The sequence below is a fragment of the Larsenimonas rhizosphaerae genome, from assembly GCF_026240105.1.
GTDB classification, from domain to species: Bacteria; Pseudomonadota; Gammaproteobacteria; order Pseudomonadales; family Halomonadaceae; genus Larsenimonas; species Larsenimonas rhizosphaerae.
The window spans coordinates 319,961-336,885 of the sequence record NZ_JAPIVE010000001.1 but is presented as its reverse complement, the minus strand read 5'-3'; the positions used below and the strand labels follow the sequence as shown (position 1 = coordinate 336,885).

Annotated in this window: 14 protein-coding genes; 10 read left to right on the top strand and 4 right to left on the bottom strand. The window is 57.9% G+C overall.

The window, feature by feature from the left end:
* Complete coding sequence (locus tag OQ287_RS01575) at positions 1 to 936, top strand: SMP-30/gluconolactonase/LRE family protein (protein ID WP_265895352.1); 936 nt, start codon at positions 1 to 3, stop codon at positions 934 to 936.
* 93 nt (positions 937 to 1,029) lie between these two features.
* Here the strand turns inward: OQ287_RS01575 and OQ287_RS01570 are convergent, their stop codons facing one another.
* Positions 1,030 to 2,109 carry an ATP-binding protein gene (locus OQ287_RS01570; RefSeq protein WP_265895351.1) on the bottom strand — a complete coding sequence of 360 codons (1,080 nt, stop codon included), beginning with the start codon at positions 2,107 to 2,109 and terminating at the stop codon, positions 1,030 to 1,032.
* Positions 2,106 to 2,831: a response regulator gene (locus OQ287_RS01565; RefSeq protein WP_265895350.1), complete on the bottom strand. Its 726-nt coding sequence runs from the start codon at positions 2,829 to 2,831 to the stop codon at positions 2,106 to 2,108. Before OQ287_RS01565 ends, OQ287_RS01570 begins: the two co-directional genes overlap by 4 nt.
* A gap of 155 nt (positions 2,832 to 2,986) precedes the next feature.
* Here OQ287_RS01565 and OQ287_RS01560 point away from each other — a divergent pair, with 155 nt between their 5' ends.
* The 4 genes from OQ287_RS01560 (at position 2,987) to OQ287_RS01545 (ending at position 9,801) form a co-directional block, all read left to right on the top strand.
* The gene (locus tag OQ287_RS01560; protein ID WP_265895349.1) at positions 2,987 to 4,147 is read left to right on the top strand and encodes an efflux RND transporter periplasmic adaptor subunit; all 1,161 of its coding nucleotides are present in this window, start codon (positions 2,987 to 2,989) and stop codon (positions 4,145 to 4,147) included.
* A 16-nt stretch (positions 4,148 to 4,163) separates the two neighbouring features.
* Positions 4,164 to 7,289 carry a multidrug efflux RND transporter permease subunit gene (locus tag OQ287_RS01555; RefSeq protein WP_265895347.1) on the top strand — a complete coding sequence of 1,042 codons (3,126 nt, stop codon included), beginning with the start codon at positions 4,164 to 4,166 and terminating at the stop codon, positions 7,287 to 7,289.
* Between the two features lie 45 nt (positions 7,290 to 7,334).
* Positions 7,335 to 8,843 carry an MFS transporter gene (locus OQ287_RS01550; RefSeq protein ID WP_265895346.1) on the top strand — a complete coding sequence of 503 codons (1,509 nt, stop codon included), beginning with the start codon at positions 7,335 to 7,337 and terminating at the stop codon, positions 8,841 to 8,843.
* Positions 8,844 to 9,579: 736 nt separating this feature from the next.
* Positions 9,580 to 9,801, top strand: coding sequence for a hypothetical protein (locus OQ287_RS01545; protein WP_265895345.1), 222 nt, complete (start codon positions 9,580 to 9,582; stop codon positions 9,799 to 9,801).
* A gap of 96 nt (positions 9,802 to 9,897) precedes the next feature.
* Here OQ287_RS01545 and OQ287_RS01540 read toward each other — a convergent pair whose 3' ends face one another.
* Positions 9,898 to 10,125 carry a hypothetical protein gene (locus OQ287_RS01540; protein ID WP_265895344.1) on the bottom strand — a complete coding sequence of 76 codons (228 nt, stop codon included), beginning with the start codon at positions 10,123 to 10,125 and terminating at the stop codon, positions 9,898 to 9,900.
* 332 nt (positions 10,126 to 10,457) lie between these two features.
* Positions 10,458 to 11,543 carry a type I restriction endonuclease gene (locus tag OQ287_RS01535; protein ID WP_265895343.1) on the bottom strand — a complete coding sequence of 362 codons (1,086 nt, stop codon included), beginning with the start codon at positions 11,541 to 11,543 and terminating at the stop codon, positions 10,458 to 10,460.
* 594 nt (positions 11,544 to 12,137) lie between these two features.
* On the opposite strand from OQ287_RS01535, the gene OQ287_RS15320 reads away from it, so the two are divergent.
* The 5 genes from OQ287_RS15320 to OQ287_RS01515 all read left to right on the top strand — a co-directional run bounded on the left by OQ287_RS15320 (position 12,138) and on the right by OQ287_RS01515 (position 16,924).
* Entirely contained in the window at positions 12,138 to 12,356 is a 219-nt protein-coding gene (locus tag OQ287_RS15320) for a helix-turn-helix transcriptional regulator (protein WP_407658213.1), read from the top strand.
* 333 nt (positions 12,357 to 12,689) lie between these two features.
* The gene (locus OQ287_RS01530) at positions 12,690 to 12,977 is read left to right on the top strand and encodes a CopG family ribbon-helix-helix protein (RefSeq protein ID WP_265895342.1); all 288 of its coding nucleotides are present in this window, start codon (positions 12,690 to 12,692) and stop codon (positions 12,975 to 12,977) included.
* Complete coding sequence (locus tag OQ287_RS01525; RefSeq protein WP_322974084.1) at positions 12,974 to 13,261, top strand: type II toxin-antitoxin system RelE/ParE family toxin; 288 nt, start codon at positions 12,974 to 12,976, stop codon at positions 13,259 to 13,261. The genes OQ287_RS01530 and OQ287_RS01525 overlap by 4 nt, the downstream gene beginning before the upstream one ends.
* Before the next feature lie 76 nt (positions 13,262 to 13,337).
* Positions 13,338 to 15,110, top strand: a complete 1,773-nt coding sequence (locus tag OQ287_RS01520; RefSeq protein WP_265895341.1) for an ATP-dependent nuclease — start codon at positions 13,338 to 13,340, stop codon at positions 15,108 to 15,110.
* On the top strand, positions 15,110 to 16,924 hold the full coding sequence (locus OQ287_RS01515) for a site-specific DNA-methyltransferase (RefSeq protein WP_265895338.1): 1,815 nt from the start codon (positions 15,110 to 15,112) through the stop codon (positions 16,922 to 16,924). Before OQ287_RS01520 ends, OQ287_RS01515 begins: the two co-directional genes overlap by 1 nt.
* Position 16,925 lies beyond the last annotated feature (1 nt).

The window sequence follows — 16,925 nt, the reverse complement described above, 5'->3', positions numbered from 1 at the left end:
GTGGCCTTTCCCCATCCAGATCCGACCCTGATCGAGGCCGAGGTCTTCACGACCCTGCCGGAGGCGCTGCGGCGCCCCGGTACACCTTCTGACTGGGCAACCAAGAACCGCCGAGGCGCGGCTGTCGACAGCTTCATCGAGGGCCCCTCCTTCGATCTGGACGGGCATCTATGGTTCGTCGACATTCCCTTCGGCCGGATACTTCGCGCCTCACCACAAGGCGACGTTGAACAGATCGCCGAATACGACGGTCAGCCCAACGGCCTCAAGATCGATGCGAAGGGCCGCATCTTCATCGCCGATTTCAAGAACGGCATCCTGCAACTCGATCCGGCAACCGGCAGCATCAGTACGGTGCTGGTCGATGCCGACTCGGAAGGCTTCAAGGGCTGTAATGACCTGCATATCGGCCCGGACGGCGCGATCTATTTCACCGACCAGGGACAGACCGGGCTTCATGACCCCAGTGGCCGTGTCTACCGCTGGACACCCGACGATGGCCGGCTCGAGTGTTTGATCGACCGTGTGCCGAGCCCCAACGGGCTGGTGCTCGATACCAGTGGCCATACGCTCTACGTCGCGGTAACGCGTGCCAATGCAGTATGGCGGCTGCCGCTGTCGCCCAGCCAGCGGGTGGTGAAAGCCGGACTTTTCCTGCAGTTTTCAGGTGGCCGCGCCGGACCGGATGGTCTGGCACTGACACAGGATAACGGCGTTGTGGTCTGCCAGACCGGCATGGGGCTGGTGTGGGTACATGACGCGCTTGGCGTACCCATCGCGGTGGTCAAGTCACCCAGGGGGCTGGGAACCACCAACTGCGCCTTCGGCGGGCCGGAAAACCGCACGTTATACATCACCGAATCGGATTCCGGCACCATCCTGCGCGCCGAACTGCCCGTCGCCGGTCATCCCATGGCTTCCGGCTGGGGGCGCTGAGGGTATTGGCACATGGAGGGTGGGACTGCCGTTTGCCAGAGCACCCCACGCCTCCACCTTTCGTTAAACGAAACGATCGGTAGCGCTGCTGACTCATGCCTGTGAGTCGAAGGAGGCAAGCGGCAAGGTAATGGCAAACGCGCTGCCCCCTCTCGCAGAAGGCTGCCAGGTCGCCTCACCACCATGTGCCGTTGCAATGGCCCTGACTACAGCAAGCCCCAGCCCACTCCCCCCGCTCTTGCGTGAACGGGAGGGGTCGCCACGACGAAAGGCCTCGAATAGATCCTGGACCTGCGTCATGTCGATGCCGGGGCCGGCATCCTCGACGGCCATATGGCAATGATCACCCGAGCGATAGAGGCGCACGTGTAGCTCGCCCGGCTCGGCATGCTGCAGTGTATTTTCCAGTAATGCCATCAGTGCCTGACGCATCCTTACCGGGTCACACGTCACCTTCAGGCCCGCCTCGAAGTCACGGCGCAAATGAAATCCCCTTGCCGCCAGCGGCTCAGCGAAGGCCTGCAGAACACTGCCAATCTCCCGAGCCAGATCTACTTCGACCGGTTGCAACTCCAGGTGACCGCTGTCATTGAGGCTCAATACTCGCAGATCCTCGATCAGCCGATTGAGACCCTCCACTTGTCGCAGCAGGCCATCGAACAGCTCGGTACTGGGTGTAAATACCCCTTCTGACAGGCCCTGCAGGCGACCACGCAGGATGGTGACTGGCGTGCGCAGCTCATGGGCGATGGCCGCATTCCAGAACTCGCGTTCCCGGGTCATGCTCTGCAGCCGTTCAGCCATGGTATTGAAATCGCGTACCAGCTGCGCTGTTTCGCCCATGGAGCGCTCGTCCATGTGAGCCCGAGCCGTCAGCCTGCCCTGAGCCACTTCACGCAGGCTGTATGCTACCGAGTTCAGCGGGGTAAGCAGGCGTCGCGATAAACGGATAGCCACGAATACTGCCATGCCAAGTGCCGCCAGCGCGGTGCAGACGATCCATGCCAGCTCGACCCGGGACGGTATCCAGCTATTGGAAATACTTCCCGGCAGATAGGTTGTGGCGACGGCGTAGAACACGTAGGAGCCGAACACGGAGATGAATATGATGCCCAGCGCCATCACAGCCAGGGACTGGATGATCTGACGACGCAGCCCCGCCGCGCGCTTCATGAGTCGCTGCCGAAACGGTAACCCACGCCCCACACGCTGGCCGGAATGCCATGAATGCCAAGGGCATCGAGTTTCCTGCGCAGTTTGCTGACGTGACTGTCCACCGTGCGCTCCTGCGTATCCCCCTCGGGAAGGCACTGCACAAGCAGCTCTGCGCGACTGAACACCCGCCTGGGGGCACGCATCAGACAGGCGAGCAACCTGAACTCCGTCAGGGTCAGGTCCAGCATCCGCTGACTGTCACCATCGCGAATACTGGCCTCGTGGCTTTCCAGATCAATCTGGAACAGGCCGGCGCGCAGTATTCGAGAGGCGGTTGAATCGCTCATCAGGGTACGCCGCAGCACGGCTTGAACCCGCGCTACCACTTCGGCCGGATTGAAGGGCTTGACCACGTAGTCATCCGCGCCCAGCCGCAACCCCATCAGCTTGTCGATGTCCTGATCGAGCGCAGTCAGCATGATCACGGGGGTATCGCCGCGGGAACGGATTTCACTGAGCACCTTCCAGCCATCAATACGCGGCATCTGTACATCAAGCAGCAGCAGATCCGGCTTGAGCGACTGGTGCATGGCCAGCACAGCCTCACCATCGGCGGCGTGCCGGGTACGCAGCCCGCTGCGTTGTAGATAGGCCCTGAGAATATCGGCGATTTCCTCTTCGTCCTCGGCGATCAGTATCAGTGCCGAAGCAGGAGGCGCATGGCTGATGCGTTCGGACATGAGCAGGCTCGATAAAGGGGGTGTTCAACTTTATCGCACCCTCCATCCTTTCTCCATAAAGCCTCGAATCATTCGCAATGTCCGCCCGCCACACTGCACTGCGATCATTCGGTTATCGCCCAAGGCGATGACCCCTCACGTGAGATGAGTGTGGCATGTGCATCAAACAACATCTGTGGAGCATTCTGCTTGCAGGGCTTGCCGTGCCGTGGCTGGCAGGGTGCGATTCTTCGCCAGACAATACCGGAAGCGACACGTTATCCCCCTTTCCGGTATCGGTGATGACACTGGAGGCCACCGGGCTTTCAGTCACCCAGGACCTTCCCGGACGAGTATCGGCAGTGCGTACTGCCGAGGTGCGCGCTCAGGTTACCGGTATCGTGCAGCAGCGCCTGTTCGAGGAAGGCAGCCATATCGAGGCAGGCAGGACGCTGTTCCAGATCAATCCCGCCACCTTCAAGGCCGAGGTTGATATTGCCGCTGCCGCGTTACAGCGAACCAGAGCCACCTTGGCCCAGACGCAGGTCAAGGCGGGCCGAATGGATGCGCTGAGGCGTACCGACGCGGTCAGCCGCCAGACATACGACGATGCGGCCTCTCTGCGCGACCAGGCCGCCGCCGATGTAGCTCAGGCCAGAGCAACGCTGGCGCGACGTAAGCTCGACCTGCAGTTCGCCAGTGTCGAGGCGCCCATTAGCGGTCGCATCGACCAGACTCTGGTCAACGAGGGGGCGCTGGTATCGCCCACCGATGCCACGCCTTTAGCCCGCATTCAGCAGATCGATCAGGTATACGTCGACGTGCGCCAATCGGCCTCACGGCTGGACACTCTACGCCAGCAGGCCGGCTCGGCATCTCCGACGCTCGACGTGGAGATCCTTGGCAGCAACGGCACGCCTCTGGACATGCACGGGCGCATGCTGTTTTCCGGCATTCAGGTCGACACCGGTACCGGTGACGTGCTGCTGCGTGTGCTGGTGGACAATCCGCAGCATCGTCTGCTGCCCGGCCTGTACGTACAGGCGCGGGTTCCCCGGGCGCACTACCCCGCGGCGCTGAGCGTACCGCAGCAGGCGGTGACCCGCACGGCGGGCCAGGCCAGCGTGTGGGTGGTGGATGCTCAGAAGAAGGTACACCCGGTGCCCGTCGAACTCGGTGAACTGGTCGAGCGCCGTTATCGGGTGGTATCCGGCCTCAGCGCCGGGCAACAGGTGGTGATCGAAGGGATCGAGCGTTTGAGCCCTGATGCCCGAGTCGCCACACGTCCGTGGCAGCCCGCCGCCAGCGATGAACCGCTCAGCGCCGTCGCGCGCTGAGTTCGGAGACAATCTCATGCCGCAGTTTTTCATCAACCGCCCGGTCTTTGCGTGGGTCATTGCACTGTTCATCGTGCTGGTCGGCGTCATCGCCATTCCGAAGCTGCCCATCGCCCGCTATCCGTCGGTGGCGCCGCCCTCGGTAACCCTCTACGCCACCTATCCGGGGGCCACCCCGCAGACCCTCAATGACTCGGTGGTAAGCCTGATCGAGCGCGAGCTTTCCGGGGTGAAGAACCTGCTGTATTTCGAATCCTCGGTGGATACCTCGGGCACCGCGCAGATCACCGCCACCTTCAAGCCGGGCACCGATGCCGAACTGGCCCAGGTGGACGTGCAGAACCGCATCAAGGCGGTCGAGCCGCGTCTGCCCCAGGCCGTGCGGCAGAACGGCCTGCAGGTGGAGTCTGCCGCCTCGGGTTTTCTGATGATGGTGGGCATGACCTCCCCCACCGGACAGTTTGATGAGATCGAGCTGAATGACTATTTCGCTCGTAACATCGTTCAGGAATTGCGTCGTATCGAGGGTGTCGGGCGTATACAGATGTTCGGTGCCGAACAGGCCATGCGGGTCTGGGTCGATCCGAACAAGCTGACCGCCTATGGGCTGACCATGAATGACCTCGCCCAGGCCATCGAACAGCAGAACGCTCAGATCGCCCCCGGCCGGGTCGGAGACGAGCCCACCGTGCCGGGCCAGCGCCTGACCATCCCGCTGACCGTGCAGGGACAACTGAGCACGCCGGCGCAATTCGCCGCCATCGTGCTACGGGCCGAGACCGACGGCGCCAGGGTGGTGCTGGGCGACGTGGCGCGGATCGAGCTGGGCGCCCAGTCCTACGCCTTTTCCAATCGGGAGAACGGCGTGGCGGCCACCAGTGCCGCGATCCAGCTCTCTCCCGGAGCCAATGCAGTGCGCACCGCGTCAAGCGTACGGGCGCGGCTGGCCGAGCTGGCGCCGAGCCTGCCGACAGGCATGACCTACTCGGTGCCGTTCGACACCGCGCCCTTCGTCAAGGTCTCCATCGAGAAGGTGATCTACACCCTGTTCGAGGCCATGGCGCTGGTGTTTCTGGTGATGCTGCTGTTCCTGCAGAACCTGCGCTACACGCTGATTCCCGCCATCGTCGCGCCCATCGCCCTGCTCGGCACCTTCGCGGTGATGCTGCTGGCAGGCTTCTCGATCAACACACTGACCATGTTCGGCATGGTGCTGGCCATCGGCATCATCGTCGATGATGCCATCGTGGTGGTGGAAAACGTCGAGCGGTTGATGGTGACGCAAGGGCTGTCGCCGAAAGCCGCGACCCTGCAGGCAATGCGGGAAATCACCGGGGCGATCATCGGCATCACCCTGGTGCTGACCGCCGTGTTCATTCCCATGGCCTTCGGCAGCGGCTCGGTAGGGGTGATCTACCAGCAGTTCACCCTGTCGATGGCGGTGTCGATCCTGTTCTCGGCCTTCCTCGCGCTGAGTCTGACGCCGGCACTGTGCGCCACGCTGCTGCGCCCGGTGAGCGCGGATCACCATGAAAAACGCGGCGTCTTCGGCGCCTTCAACCGGGGCTTTGAGCGCCTCACGGCACGTTATGGGGCGCGGGTGATGCACCTGGTCGGGCGCAGTGGGCGGATGATGCTGGTGTTTGCCGTGCTCTGCGCAGTATTGGTCGTCGGCGCCCGACAGCTCCCCTCCTCCTTCCTGCCCGAGGAGGACCAGGGCTACTTCATGACCTCCATCCAGTTGCCCACCGGCGCCACCAGCGAACGCACGCTGGACGTGGTCAAGCGCTTCGAGACGCATGTGGCCTCGCGCCCGGCGCTGGACGCCAATCTGGTGGTGCTGGGCTTCAGCTTTGCCGGTTCCGGCCCCAACGCGGCCATCGCCTTCACCATGCTCAAGGACTGGGATCAGCGCCACGGCGCCACCGCCGCCGAAGAAGCGGCACTGGCGCAGCAGGCCATGGCAGACAATGTCGAAGGCACGGTGATGAGCCTGATGCCGCCGGCCATCGACGAGCTGGGCACCTCATCCGGCTTCACCCTGTTCCTGCAGGATCGCGCCAACCGGGGCGAGGACGCACTGCTGGCCGCCCAGGCACAACTGCTGGCACTGGCATCAAAGAGCAAGGTGGTCAGCGATGTCTACCCCGATGGCCTGCCCCCCGGCGAGAGCATCCGTCTGGAGATCGACCGGCAGAAGGCCGAGGCCATGGGTCTCTCCTTCGGTGTTGTCAGCAACACCCTGTCGGCGGCCATGGGCTCGCTGTACGTCAACGACTTTCCCAATGCCGGGCGCATGCAGCAGGTCATCCTGCAGGCCGACGCCGCGGCGCGCATGCAACTGGACGACGTGCTCGGCCTGCGCGTACGCAATGCCAGTGGCGGCATGGTCGCGCTGCGCGAGGTGGTGACGCCGGTGTGGGGCGAGTCGCCGCAGCAGATGATGCGTTTCCAGGGCTATTCCGCCGTGCGTATTACCGGAGGGGCGGCGGCGGGTATTTCCAGCGGTGCGGCGATGGCCGAAATGGAGCACCTCGCGGCGCAGCTGCCGCAGGGTTTCGCCGTGGCCTGGACCGGACAGTCACTGCAGGAGCGCCAGTCAGCGGCGCAGGCGCCGCGGCTGATGCTGCTCTCGGCACTGGTGGTATTTCTGGTGCTGGCTGCGCTTTACGAGAGCTGGTCGATCCCGCTGTCGGTCATGCTGGTGGTGCCGCTTGGCCTGCTTGGCGCCGTCGCCGCGGTGATGCTGCGCGGCATGCCCAATGACGTGTTTTTCAAGGTAGGAATGATTACCCTCATCGGCCTGTCGGCGAAAAACGCCATTCTGATCATCGAGTTCGCCCGGCAGCTGCACGCTGAAGGGCGGCCGCTGATCGACGCGGCGGTGACCGCGGCGCGCCTGCGCCTGCGGCCGATCCTGATGACCTCGCTGGCCTTCACCCTCGGCGTGGTGCCATTGATGCTTGCCTCCGGTGCCAGCGCCGAGACCCAGCACGCCATCGGCACCGGTGTGTTCGGCGGCATGATCAGCGGTACGTTATTGGCGATATTCTTTGTGCCGGCTTTCTTCGTCTTCGTGATCGGGGTGAAGCAGCGCCTGGTGGCATGGCGCGCTCGCCGCAATGAACGTCGTCGACCCTAGGCACGGCAACATGTGCCCCCCGATACCGGCCAGGAGCTGATGTCCATGTTTTTCGTTATTCCACGTCGCTGGCTGATTCTACTCGCCGTTATGCTGGCCTTTTTGCCGGTGGTCATCGACATGACCATCCTGCACATCGCCGTGCCATCACTGACCCTGGCGCTGAGTGCCTCCGCCAACGAGGTACTGTGGATCATCGACATTTACCCCCTGTTGATGGCGGGGCTGCTGGTCCCCATGGGAACACTCGCCGATCGCATCGGCCATCGGCGGCTTCTGCTGACGGGGCTGGGCATCTTCGGGACTGCGTCGCTACTGGCCGCCCTTGCACCGACCCCCGCCCTGCTGATCGCCGCCCGCGCGCTGCTCGCGCTGGGGGGCTCGATGATCATGCCGTGCGTGCTGGGCATCATTCGGCGCACCTTCGAAGACGAAAGGGAGCGCGCCATGGCGCTGGGGCTCTGGGGCGCGACAGGGGCGGCCGGCGCCGCGCTGGGGCCGCTCATCGGCGGTGCCCTGCTGGAGCATTTCTGGTGGGGGTCGGCCTTTCTGATCAACGTGCCGATCATGCTGATCGTCATGCCGCTGGTCTATCTTTTGCTGCCACGCACCGAGGAGACGACATCGGGTCAATGGGCGCCCTGGCAGGCGGTACTGCTGATCGCCGGCATGCTCTCGCTGGTCTACGGCATCAAGGCGGCTTTTGGCGCGACACAGCCGCTGTACGTGGCGATATCAGTGGCGCTGTCCGGCCTTGGCCTGCTGCTGGCCTTCGTGCGTTTGCAGTTACGCGCCCCGCAGCCCCTGCTCGATCTCTCCCTCTTTTCGCGCCCGGCCATACTGGCCGGCATCATCATGGCCGTGGTTGCGAGTGGCGCCCTGGCCGGCGTCGAGCTGACGCTGGCCCAGGAGCTGCAATACGTCATGGACAAAACGCCCCTGCAGGCCGGTATTTTCATGATCCCGATCATGGCCGCGGCGGCGCTGGGCGGCCCGGTCGCCGGCCACCTCTCCCATCTGTGCGGCCTGCGCCCGGTCGCCAGCCTGTCACTGGTGATTGCCGCCGCCGCGCTGGCAGGCCTGGCCCTGTCCGATTTCCATCACCCCGGGCTGACGGTGCCGCTGCTGCTGGCGCTTCTCGGACTGACACTCAGCATCGGCCTGACGGCCTCGTCCATCGCCATCATGAGTTCGGTGGACGCCAGCCAGGGCGGCGCGGCGGGCTCGATGGAAGCCACGGCCTACGAACTCGGCAGCGGTCTGGGCATCACGCTGTTCGGTGTGTTTCTGTCCAGCGTGTACAGCCATACCATTGTCCTGGCGCTCGACATGACGCCCTCCCAGGCCAGACACGCCGCACGCTCCATCGGTGATACCCATGTGGTCGCGCATGACCTCGCCGAGCATCAGGCCAGGGCGCTGATCGAAGCAGGCAAGGCGGCCTTTTCATCCAGCCATTCCATCCTGCTGATGACGGCGGCGGCGCTGCTTGCAGCACTTTCCATGGTGGTGGTCTATCTGCTCAGAGAATATTCAACACATCAGGAACACTGACCCGCGCAAGGCGCACCAAAGGCCCGGAACAATGCCGCGCCAAAAGCGGCAGCAGCTCCCGCTCAGGGTTTTCGGGCTGGAGGACTAAAGAAAGTAAACCTCTTCATCCGCAGGCAGCTTGGCTGGTCACGTCAAAAGTTCGCGCCGCGCATGCTCCAACGGTCATAGCGGAGTACCGGCTTCGGCCAGCCCTACTCCCCCACATGCCACCCTGGTCAAGAGGCAGCAGCTTCACACCGCAAATATCCTGGATGTGCTGACAATTCAGCGCGGTGCGAGCACGGTCACACTCGAGGTGATGGTGTTCCTGTAGAGATTTTACCCGCCCCGCACTTATGTGCGATAACGCCTCGTCTCGCGTGCCATCTTCGTCTTATGGCCCATCGTGCAGATTGCCTTGAGGCTGCTCGGTGTATCGATACCACCATCAGCGCGTGAAACGATGTGGTCTACCTAGACCGAGGGAGTCGCTCGGTCCGACTCCAAGCAGGGCTCGCATGGATAGCAGCCACATCCGCACAATCGTCGCCATGGCCGACCGCGGCGCCCGGCCTGGCCTTTCCGGCGCTAGCGCCAGCCCATAGTCAGGTGTGCATGCTTAGTACAGTAGCCATGGCGCTCAATAGTCTTTCCTGAGTAATCAAGGACACAATATAGACGCGGAATACTACATGGCATACTTTAAAAAAATAATTTAAAAATATCAGTGGTGAACCAAAGACACAGGGTGATAACCATGGATAAATTTGAAAATATAACCTCAGCTATTCCCCTGCCAGTACATCGAAGCGACGATGGCGCTATTTACAGATACACAATTAAAGTTAGAAATGATGGTGGAGAATTTTTAATCGATTACTGGATCGAGGACATTCATACCGCAGAACTTGTTGCAACGCTGATAGAGAATCAGGGTTATGCAGATGGTCTAGAACAAGAAAGAATCGGAGAAAGATAAACTGACTCATCCAATAGAACTCTATTATTCGGCTCGGCGTGAATGTGTGTCGAATATAAGCAGCGCAGACAATGACGCTCGATAAGCATTGGACTGTCATCGCTGCGCTTCATAACCGATCGCCGCCGTGAGGCGCTTCATGTACCCCATCGCTACCGCCCTTCCGGCGACCGCGCCGGTTGTTAAGAACGTGAAGACGGCGAACGCATGCCAAGCAAACACGGCTACAAGCCCGCTGACGATGTCACTTACCACTGACTTAATCCCGTAGAGCTGCATCAGCGGCATTTTCAACAGATGGACCACATCAATCGGGGACGACATCACGTTAATACTGGGTGCCAGAGAAGCCGCTTTGGCCTATGAAGATATGCAGGAAACGCCACTACTCCACCTAGTCGGTGACACGGCCGGAATCGATTCTCACAAGAGCGGCAACCTGGCGTTTCGGACATGAAAAGGCCCGCCAATGGCGAGCCTCAAGGTCTAGATAAAGCCTGGGCCAAGTAAAGAAACCGGGGCTTAACATCATCGTGCTACCAGGCAACGCAGGGGTTACACGGTATATAGATGATACATGAAGATAAAAAACTCAATAAGCAGTGCCTAACTGAACAACCTTATCCACAGACCTGCTTCAAGGGCGGTACCTTTGATCATTCCTGATAGGAGTTCATCGTATCAATCAGAGCTTGCCGGTGCGCAAATATATCGGAGATCGACTGGATGTCGTGTTTTGTCTCTTTACCCTCGTAAAAGAAACCCACGCGCCATACACTTTTAGAGTTGAAGTGAAGCCGGCACAGAGGCTTGCGGTTGTTATTATCCAACAAAACAGCACAATAAGACTTGGCGTCTCGCATGTGGATACGCTCCGGGTCAACCTCACTTGCCAAGATGGCACGGACGATATTGAAACCGTCTATTTCCTCTTGAGTAGTAACGATGTCGTCCTTTTCATCGGCCGCATCTGGCTTTTCGATTGCCTCACCGCCACCTATTGCACCCGCTACCGATTCCTCCCCAGCAGTAGTTTCCAACGCTGACTTAAGGCGTTGCGATACCTGCTCCTTGATATATTGCGCCATGGCATCTCGTACGATCGGTGTGAAGTCGTCCAGTATTTGCTGAGTCATTCGCCCTTCATAAAAGTTCTGGGCCAAGAGCTTGATAAAATCGCGCGGTGGTGCCTTTACGACCTCAGCAAAGGCGGTTTTAGCAAGGTTCGTATATTTAAGACGATTGGCCGTACTCAGAATGGCATCAACATCAAAAACAGGTTTGGCAAACTTCTTGAGTTCATCGATGTCACGTTCGTTGTATTCGGTAAGCTTGAATATGAAAAACGGGCGTTTATCAAGGCGATTGGTATCATCCAGGTCGGAATAAAAGCGATATTCAATTCCGTTGGTCAAGATCGCGAATTTGGCTTCAGTGCAGTTGAAATAGCGATACAGCTGGCTAAATTGAGCACTGGCAAGATCGGTTGTCCGCGGTTTACATTCAACAAGGATCGATAGTTCACCGCCGTTTTTGATGGCGTAATCTACTTTCTCCCCTTTTTTTAGCCCGACGTCAGCTGTGAACTCCGGCATCACTTCAGTCGGGTTAAATACGTCATATCCCAGGCTTTGAATGAATGGCATGACCATTGCATTTTTTGTTGCCTCCTCATTGACGATGTGATCCATTTGTTCTCTAACGCGGCTCGCCAAACCAGCAATCTTTTGTGTGATTTCCATTCTGCTCCTACCCTGTGCTCTGCTTAATTTAGTTAGACCTTCTTAAAAGGTAAGGTGCAAGGGAAGGGATGAAAGCAAGGATTAAAGCTCATAAATACAACGAATTCAGTAAAGCAGTTTCTGTTGTTCGTATTTCCTGTTTTCAATTCTTTCATGCTGTAGCCAGAGAACATCCACCAAATAGACGCTGAACTTGTTCTCCCAACGCCTTCTTGATCGAGCTGCCTGCCTTAAAAGCGCCTTGTCCGAAGTAAGCGGCCTATATGGCATCATCATGCCTGATCCGCTGATACGACACTCCCCAATGCCCAGGGTTGTCATGGATGAAATACCCGGGTACCCGATGCGGTTTACCCCATTAAATAACCGATAATTGACCTCGGCCTCGATGGCTGCGGCAGGCCGCCTGCTCTACCACCAACCAGAAAGTTGCGCTCGCGATCCTAGATCATTTGTTAATACTCCACCTGCGCGACCGAACGATGAAGCGGCTGCAAGTCCTTTGAGGTTATCCGGATGTAAAAGGGGCCGTGTACGCGGAGCAGGAACGGCAAAGCACATAGATTCGCAACCGGCCGAGAGAGCAAGGCAATCATGAGTGAGGAAAAGGAAATGTTGGAACGATGTAGCGACAACCCGATCTTACGGGTAGGCGAAGGAGCTAAGCGTCTAGGCATAAGCAGAAAGACACTCTACAACCGGTGGTCACAGTACAAGACATTTCCACCGCTGACAGAATATTCACCGGGTGTGCGCGGATGGAGACAATCGACGTTAGAAGATGCGCTAAGGAAGCTGGAACAACAGCATTGAGATCTGCTTTACAGCCCCCTTACAAAAACAGGGCTCGCCGGAAAGCGTGTTAAGTCACTGATTTAAATGGTGGGCCCAGTAGGACTCGAACCTACGACCAAGGGATTATGAGTTCGCTTTTAAAACAATAAGTTACTGACAAAAAAGGAAAAGCAACCGTAATAAAGCGAAAGGTACAGTTCTTTGGAATCAGTAGCTTAGCGAAAGTTGAGGATAGCACACGAAGCTGGTGTGTGTACCGGTAGTGTACCTGTTCAGGGCGGATGCGAGTGGATGCATGGCATACCTTCTGTGCTATCCTGTGATTACCGTGTAACACATGAGGATGGTGTCATGAGCGATGCTACCTTCACCTTTCGGGTCGATGAAGGCCTGAAAGCAGAATTTGCCAGTGCAGCCAAGGCTCACGATCGTACCGGGGCACAGCTTCTACGCGACTTTATGCGCAACTATGTAGCGCAGCAGCAGGAAGCGCAGGATTATGATGCCTGGCTGATTGCCAAAGTGGAGCAATCACGGGCCTCGGCAGAAGCTGGTAATTTGATACCTGCCGCCGATGTGGAAGCCAGGTTTGCTGCCCGCCGTTCGGCTACCCGTGCTCGTCTGGCGAAGTCTAAATGATGGAGCTGGTCTGGACGCCAGAGGCGATACAGGATCGTGACGACATTTACGAGTATATAGAACCAGAGAATCCGCTGGCAGCCTTGACGTTGGATGAACTGTTTTCAGAGAAGGCGGCACAGCTGAAAGGCCACCCTGACAGTGGACGGCCTGGCCGTGCTCCTGGATCCCGAGAGCTGGTTGTTCACCCCAGCTATATGTTGGTCTATGACGTTGTGGGGATGCAGGTGCGGGTACTGAGTGTGGTGCACACAGCTCGCAAGTGGCCGCCTTCTCTGGGATAAAAACTAACAGAAGACCATGCTGGGCTCATGGGTTGCTCTCCTTATAACAACGAATGGGAACGACAGGGAGCCGTCAATGCATCGCGTTAGCTGCATTCATATTGAGAATTTCAGAGCTTGCCGAAATGTCACCTTGCCGCTGGACAGCTATACCCCGCTGGTAGGGCAGAACAATGCTGGGAAGTCCACGATACTGGAAGCCATTCGCTGGGTGTTGAAGCCAAGCAATCTAAAGTCCTCCGATTTTTATAACGAGGATAAACCTATCTCCGTTGCAGCCTGTATTGATGGTATTGATTCCGAAGTACTGGATAGGATTCCCCATGACAGGCATCGTCAGGCGATTGAGCCTTACTGCAGGAATGGAAGGCTCTGGATTCGGGTCACCGCAGCCAACACTAGGTCTAAGGACCAGGAAGTCTGGAGTGTGGATGAATGCCCACAAGATGGCGTTCCCGAGCACTGGCAGGCCTACCCTACCGGACTCCCTCAAGCCGTCTCCGCCTTGTTACCTGAGCCGCTTCATGTGTTAGCCATGCATGATATTGGTGAAGATCTAGGCAAGGCCAAAACCGGAACAACGATCAAAGGGCTGCTGGATGAGATCATGAAGCCTTTGTTGGCGGCCCATGATGAGCTTACTACTGCGCTCGACACCATTCGCAATGTGCTGACCACGGGTGGAGAGCAACGCTCCGACCATTTGCAGCAGTTCGACACCAGTGCCACCGATGCGCTGGAGAATTTCTTCCCTGGTCTGACGTTGGATCTGGATCTGCAGGTGGTAGACATTAAGGAGTTCTTCAAGGCGGGAGACTTGCACGTCACCGATACTGTCAGCGGTGACCGGCGCCGTTTTGATCAGATGGGTACCGGCGCCCAGCGTGCCATACAGATGGCTTTGATCCGCTATCTGGCGGATGTGCGTCGCGCTGAAGACGATCAGCTTTCCCGTCGCCTGTTGCTGATTGATGAGCCAGAACTGTATCTGCATCCTCAAGGTGTGCGGCGGCTGCGCGAAGCCTTGAAGACGCTTTCAAGCGCAGGTTTTCAGGTGGTGTTTTCCACCCACTCCCCGCTTATGTTGAGCCGTGACAATGCGCCCAATACCGTGATTGTGGGCAATACGGTAGATGATGGTGTCACCGCTCGCAAGCCACTGAGTCAAGCTGTCCAGGACGCCATTGAAGACGCTGAGAGCCAGTCACAAACCCTGTTTGAGCTGGGAAACCTAGTGGACATCTATTTTGCCGACCGGGTGGTTCTCTGCGAAGGGAAAACGGATCGAAGGCTGTTGCCGCTGGCCTACGAGCGGCTTTACCAGCGTCCACCCGACCTAGATCACATTGCGTTTGTTTCCGTTGGTGGTTGCAACAGCTTTGCCAAGGCGTTGTTCGTGCTGCGTGCGATGGATATTCGCACTTGTGCCATAGCTGATCTGGACTTTGCCTATACCCACGCCAGACAAAGCGACCTACTGGAGCGTGATGGGGCTGATTTAACCGCCGCCAAGGCAGCCCTCAATCGGCTGCAACCAGAGCATGGTTTTACCCTGAATGGCAATGGACTACCGCAAAAGTGCAGCCAGTGGAGCGCAGCAGATATTTGGGCCTACTTTGCATCGGACGAGGAAGGTCAAGGTATTGCCCAAGGCAGCCATGAAGCGCTGAAATCCTCTCGAATCTGGGCCTGGCCGCAAGGCTGCATCGAGCAGGTGACTGGCGCGGACGACAAAGGCGAAGACGCCATTATTGAACAGGAACAGCAATTACGCACCATGAGCGCAGCAGAAATAGAGCAGCAGATGCCCGCTTTCAAAGCGTGCTTCGATTGGATCAGGAGTCTTTAATGCCCACGCTTGAGTTCAAGGGTAAGCAGTTTGTTTATTCTCATCACCATGGGGTGCCATTTCGTGAATTGCAGGTGGTGCAGGACAAATCCCTGCCCGACGAAGGCAAAAAGCCTTCGCTGGATGACAACCTGATTATTCATGGTGATAACCTGGAAGCACTCAAGGCGCTATTGCCTACCCATGCAGGCAAGGTGGACTGCATATTTATCGATCCACCCTACAATACTGGTAACGAAGGCTGGTGCTACAACGACAATGTGCGCTCGCCGCTGATGAAAGAATGGCTGAAGAAGTCAGCCAATCCGGTGGACAAGGAAGATCTGGAGCGACATGACAAGTGGTTGTGCATGATGTGGCCGAGGCTGAATCTTCTTAAAGAACTACTTGCGGAAGATGGAAGCATCTGGGTCACACTTGATGATAACGAAGCTCAGCGCGCCAAGTTAATTCTTGACGAAATTTTTGGTGAAGAAGCATTTGTCGCTTCTATTGCGTGGCAGGCAAGATATTCCGTTTCAAATGATGCCTCTGTGTCCACTTCTCATAACTATATTCTGGTTTATTCAAAGGCCCCTGAAACTTGGAAGAAGCTTCGGAATGAAATCCCACGTGATGAGAAGCAGGAGAAACAGTATTCCAATCCAGATGATGACCCAGAGGGGCCATGGAGGGCGATACCTTGGGATGCTCCGAATATCAGAGAGAATCTTTCTTATCCGATTACTACTCTGAAGGGCTCAGTTAAGTACCCTCCGAAAGGAAGGTGCTGGGCAAGAGAGGAGGAAAAGTGGAATGAAATTGTCGAAAAGGGACTAGCCTATTTTGGGAAGAATGGAGATGGCGCTCCATCATACAAACGGTACCTTAAGGATGCGGGTACCGTAGTCCCTACTACATGGTGGCCACATGATAGTTCGGGACATACAGATGAGGCCAGTAAAGAGTTATCGGCTTTTGGCCTAGATACGCCTTTCGCCACGCCGAAGCCTGTCCGTCTTTTGGAAAGAATTCTTAGAATCGCTACGCACGAAGACTCTTTGGTCCTAGATAGCTTTTCGGGTTCAGGGACTACGGCTGAGGCCATCATATCTCTAAACAAGAAAGATGGCGGCAATCGCCGCTTTATCCTCGTCGAATGTGAGGATTATGCCGACACCCTTACAGCCGAGCGTGTTCGCCGTGTGATCAATGGCTACCCCTACACTGGTACCCAGCGCGAAGAGCTGCACCGAGAAAATATCACCTGGAGTACTTTCGGGAACTCGAAAAAGCACAAGAAAGTGATGGATCAGGTGGAATCTATCGAAAACCTGCACGGCCACGAGTACGACAAGATCAAAAAGCAGATCAAGGATGGCGTGCTCACCGTGACCGGTGAGCGCAAGGTGGAGAAAACCGCGCCGGGGCTGGGTGGAAGCTTTACCTATTGCACCCTGGGCGAGCCCATTGACATCGAAAGCCTGCTGACAGGCAAGGATATGCCTGGTTTCGAGGCTCTGGCCCGTTATGTGTTCTACACCGCCACCGGGCAGTCACTGGAGAAAGTCGGCAAACCCGCGCCCGATGGCTTGATTGGCGAGACCGAGCTGTTCCGGGTACACCTGTTCTACCAGCCCGATAAGGAGTGGCTGCGCTCCAACGAAGCCGCGCTGAATGCCGAACGGGTGGCGGCGATTGAGCAAGGCAATAAGGGTGGAAAGCGTGCCATCGTCTTTGCCGTGGCCAAGTTTATGAGCCAGAAGGAACTAACTGCCCGGCGCATCGAGTTCTGCCAGTTGCCCTATGCCGTCCACCGGATTCTGGGAGACTGAG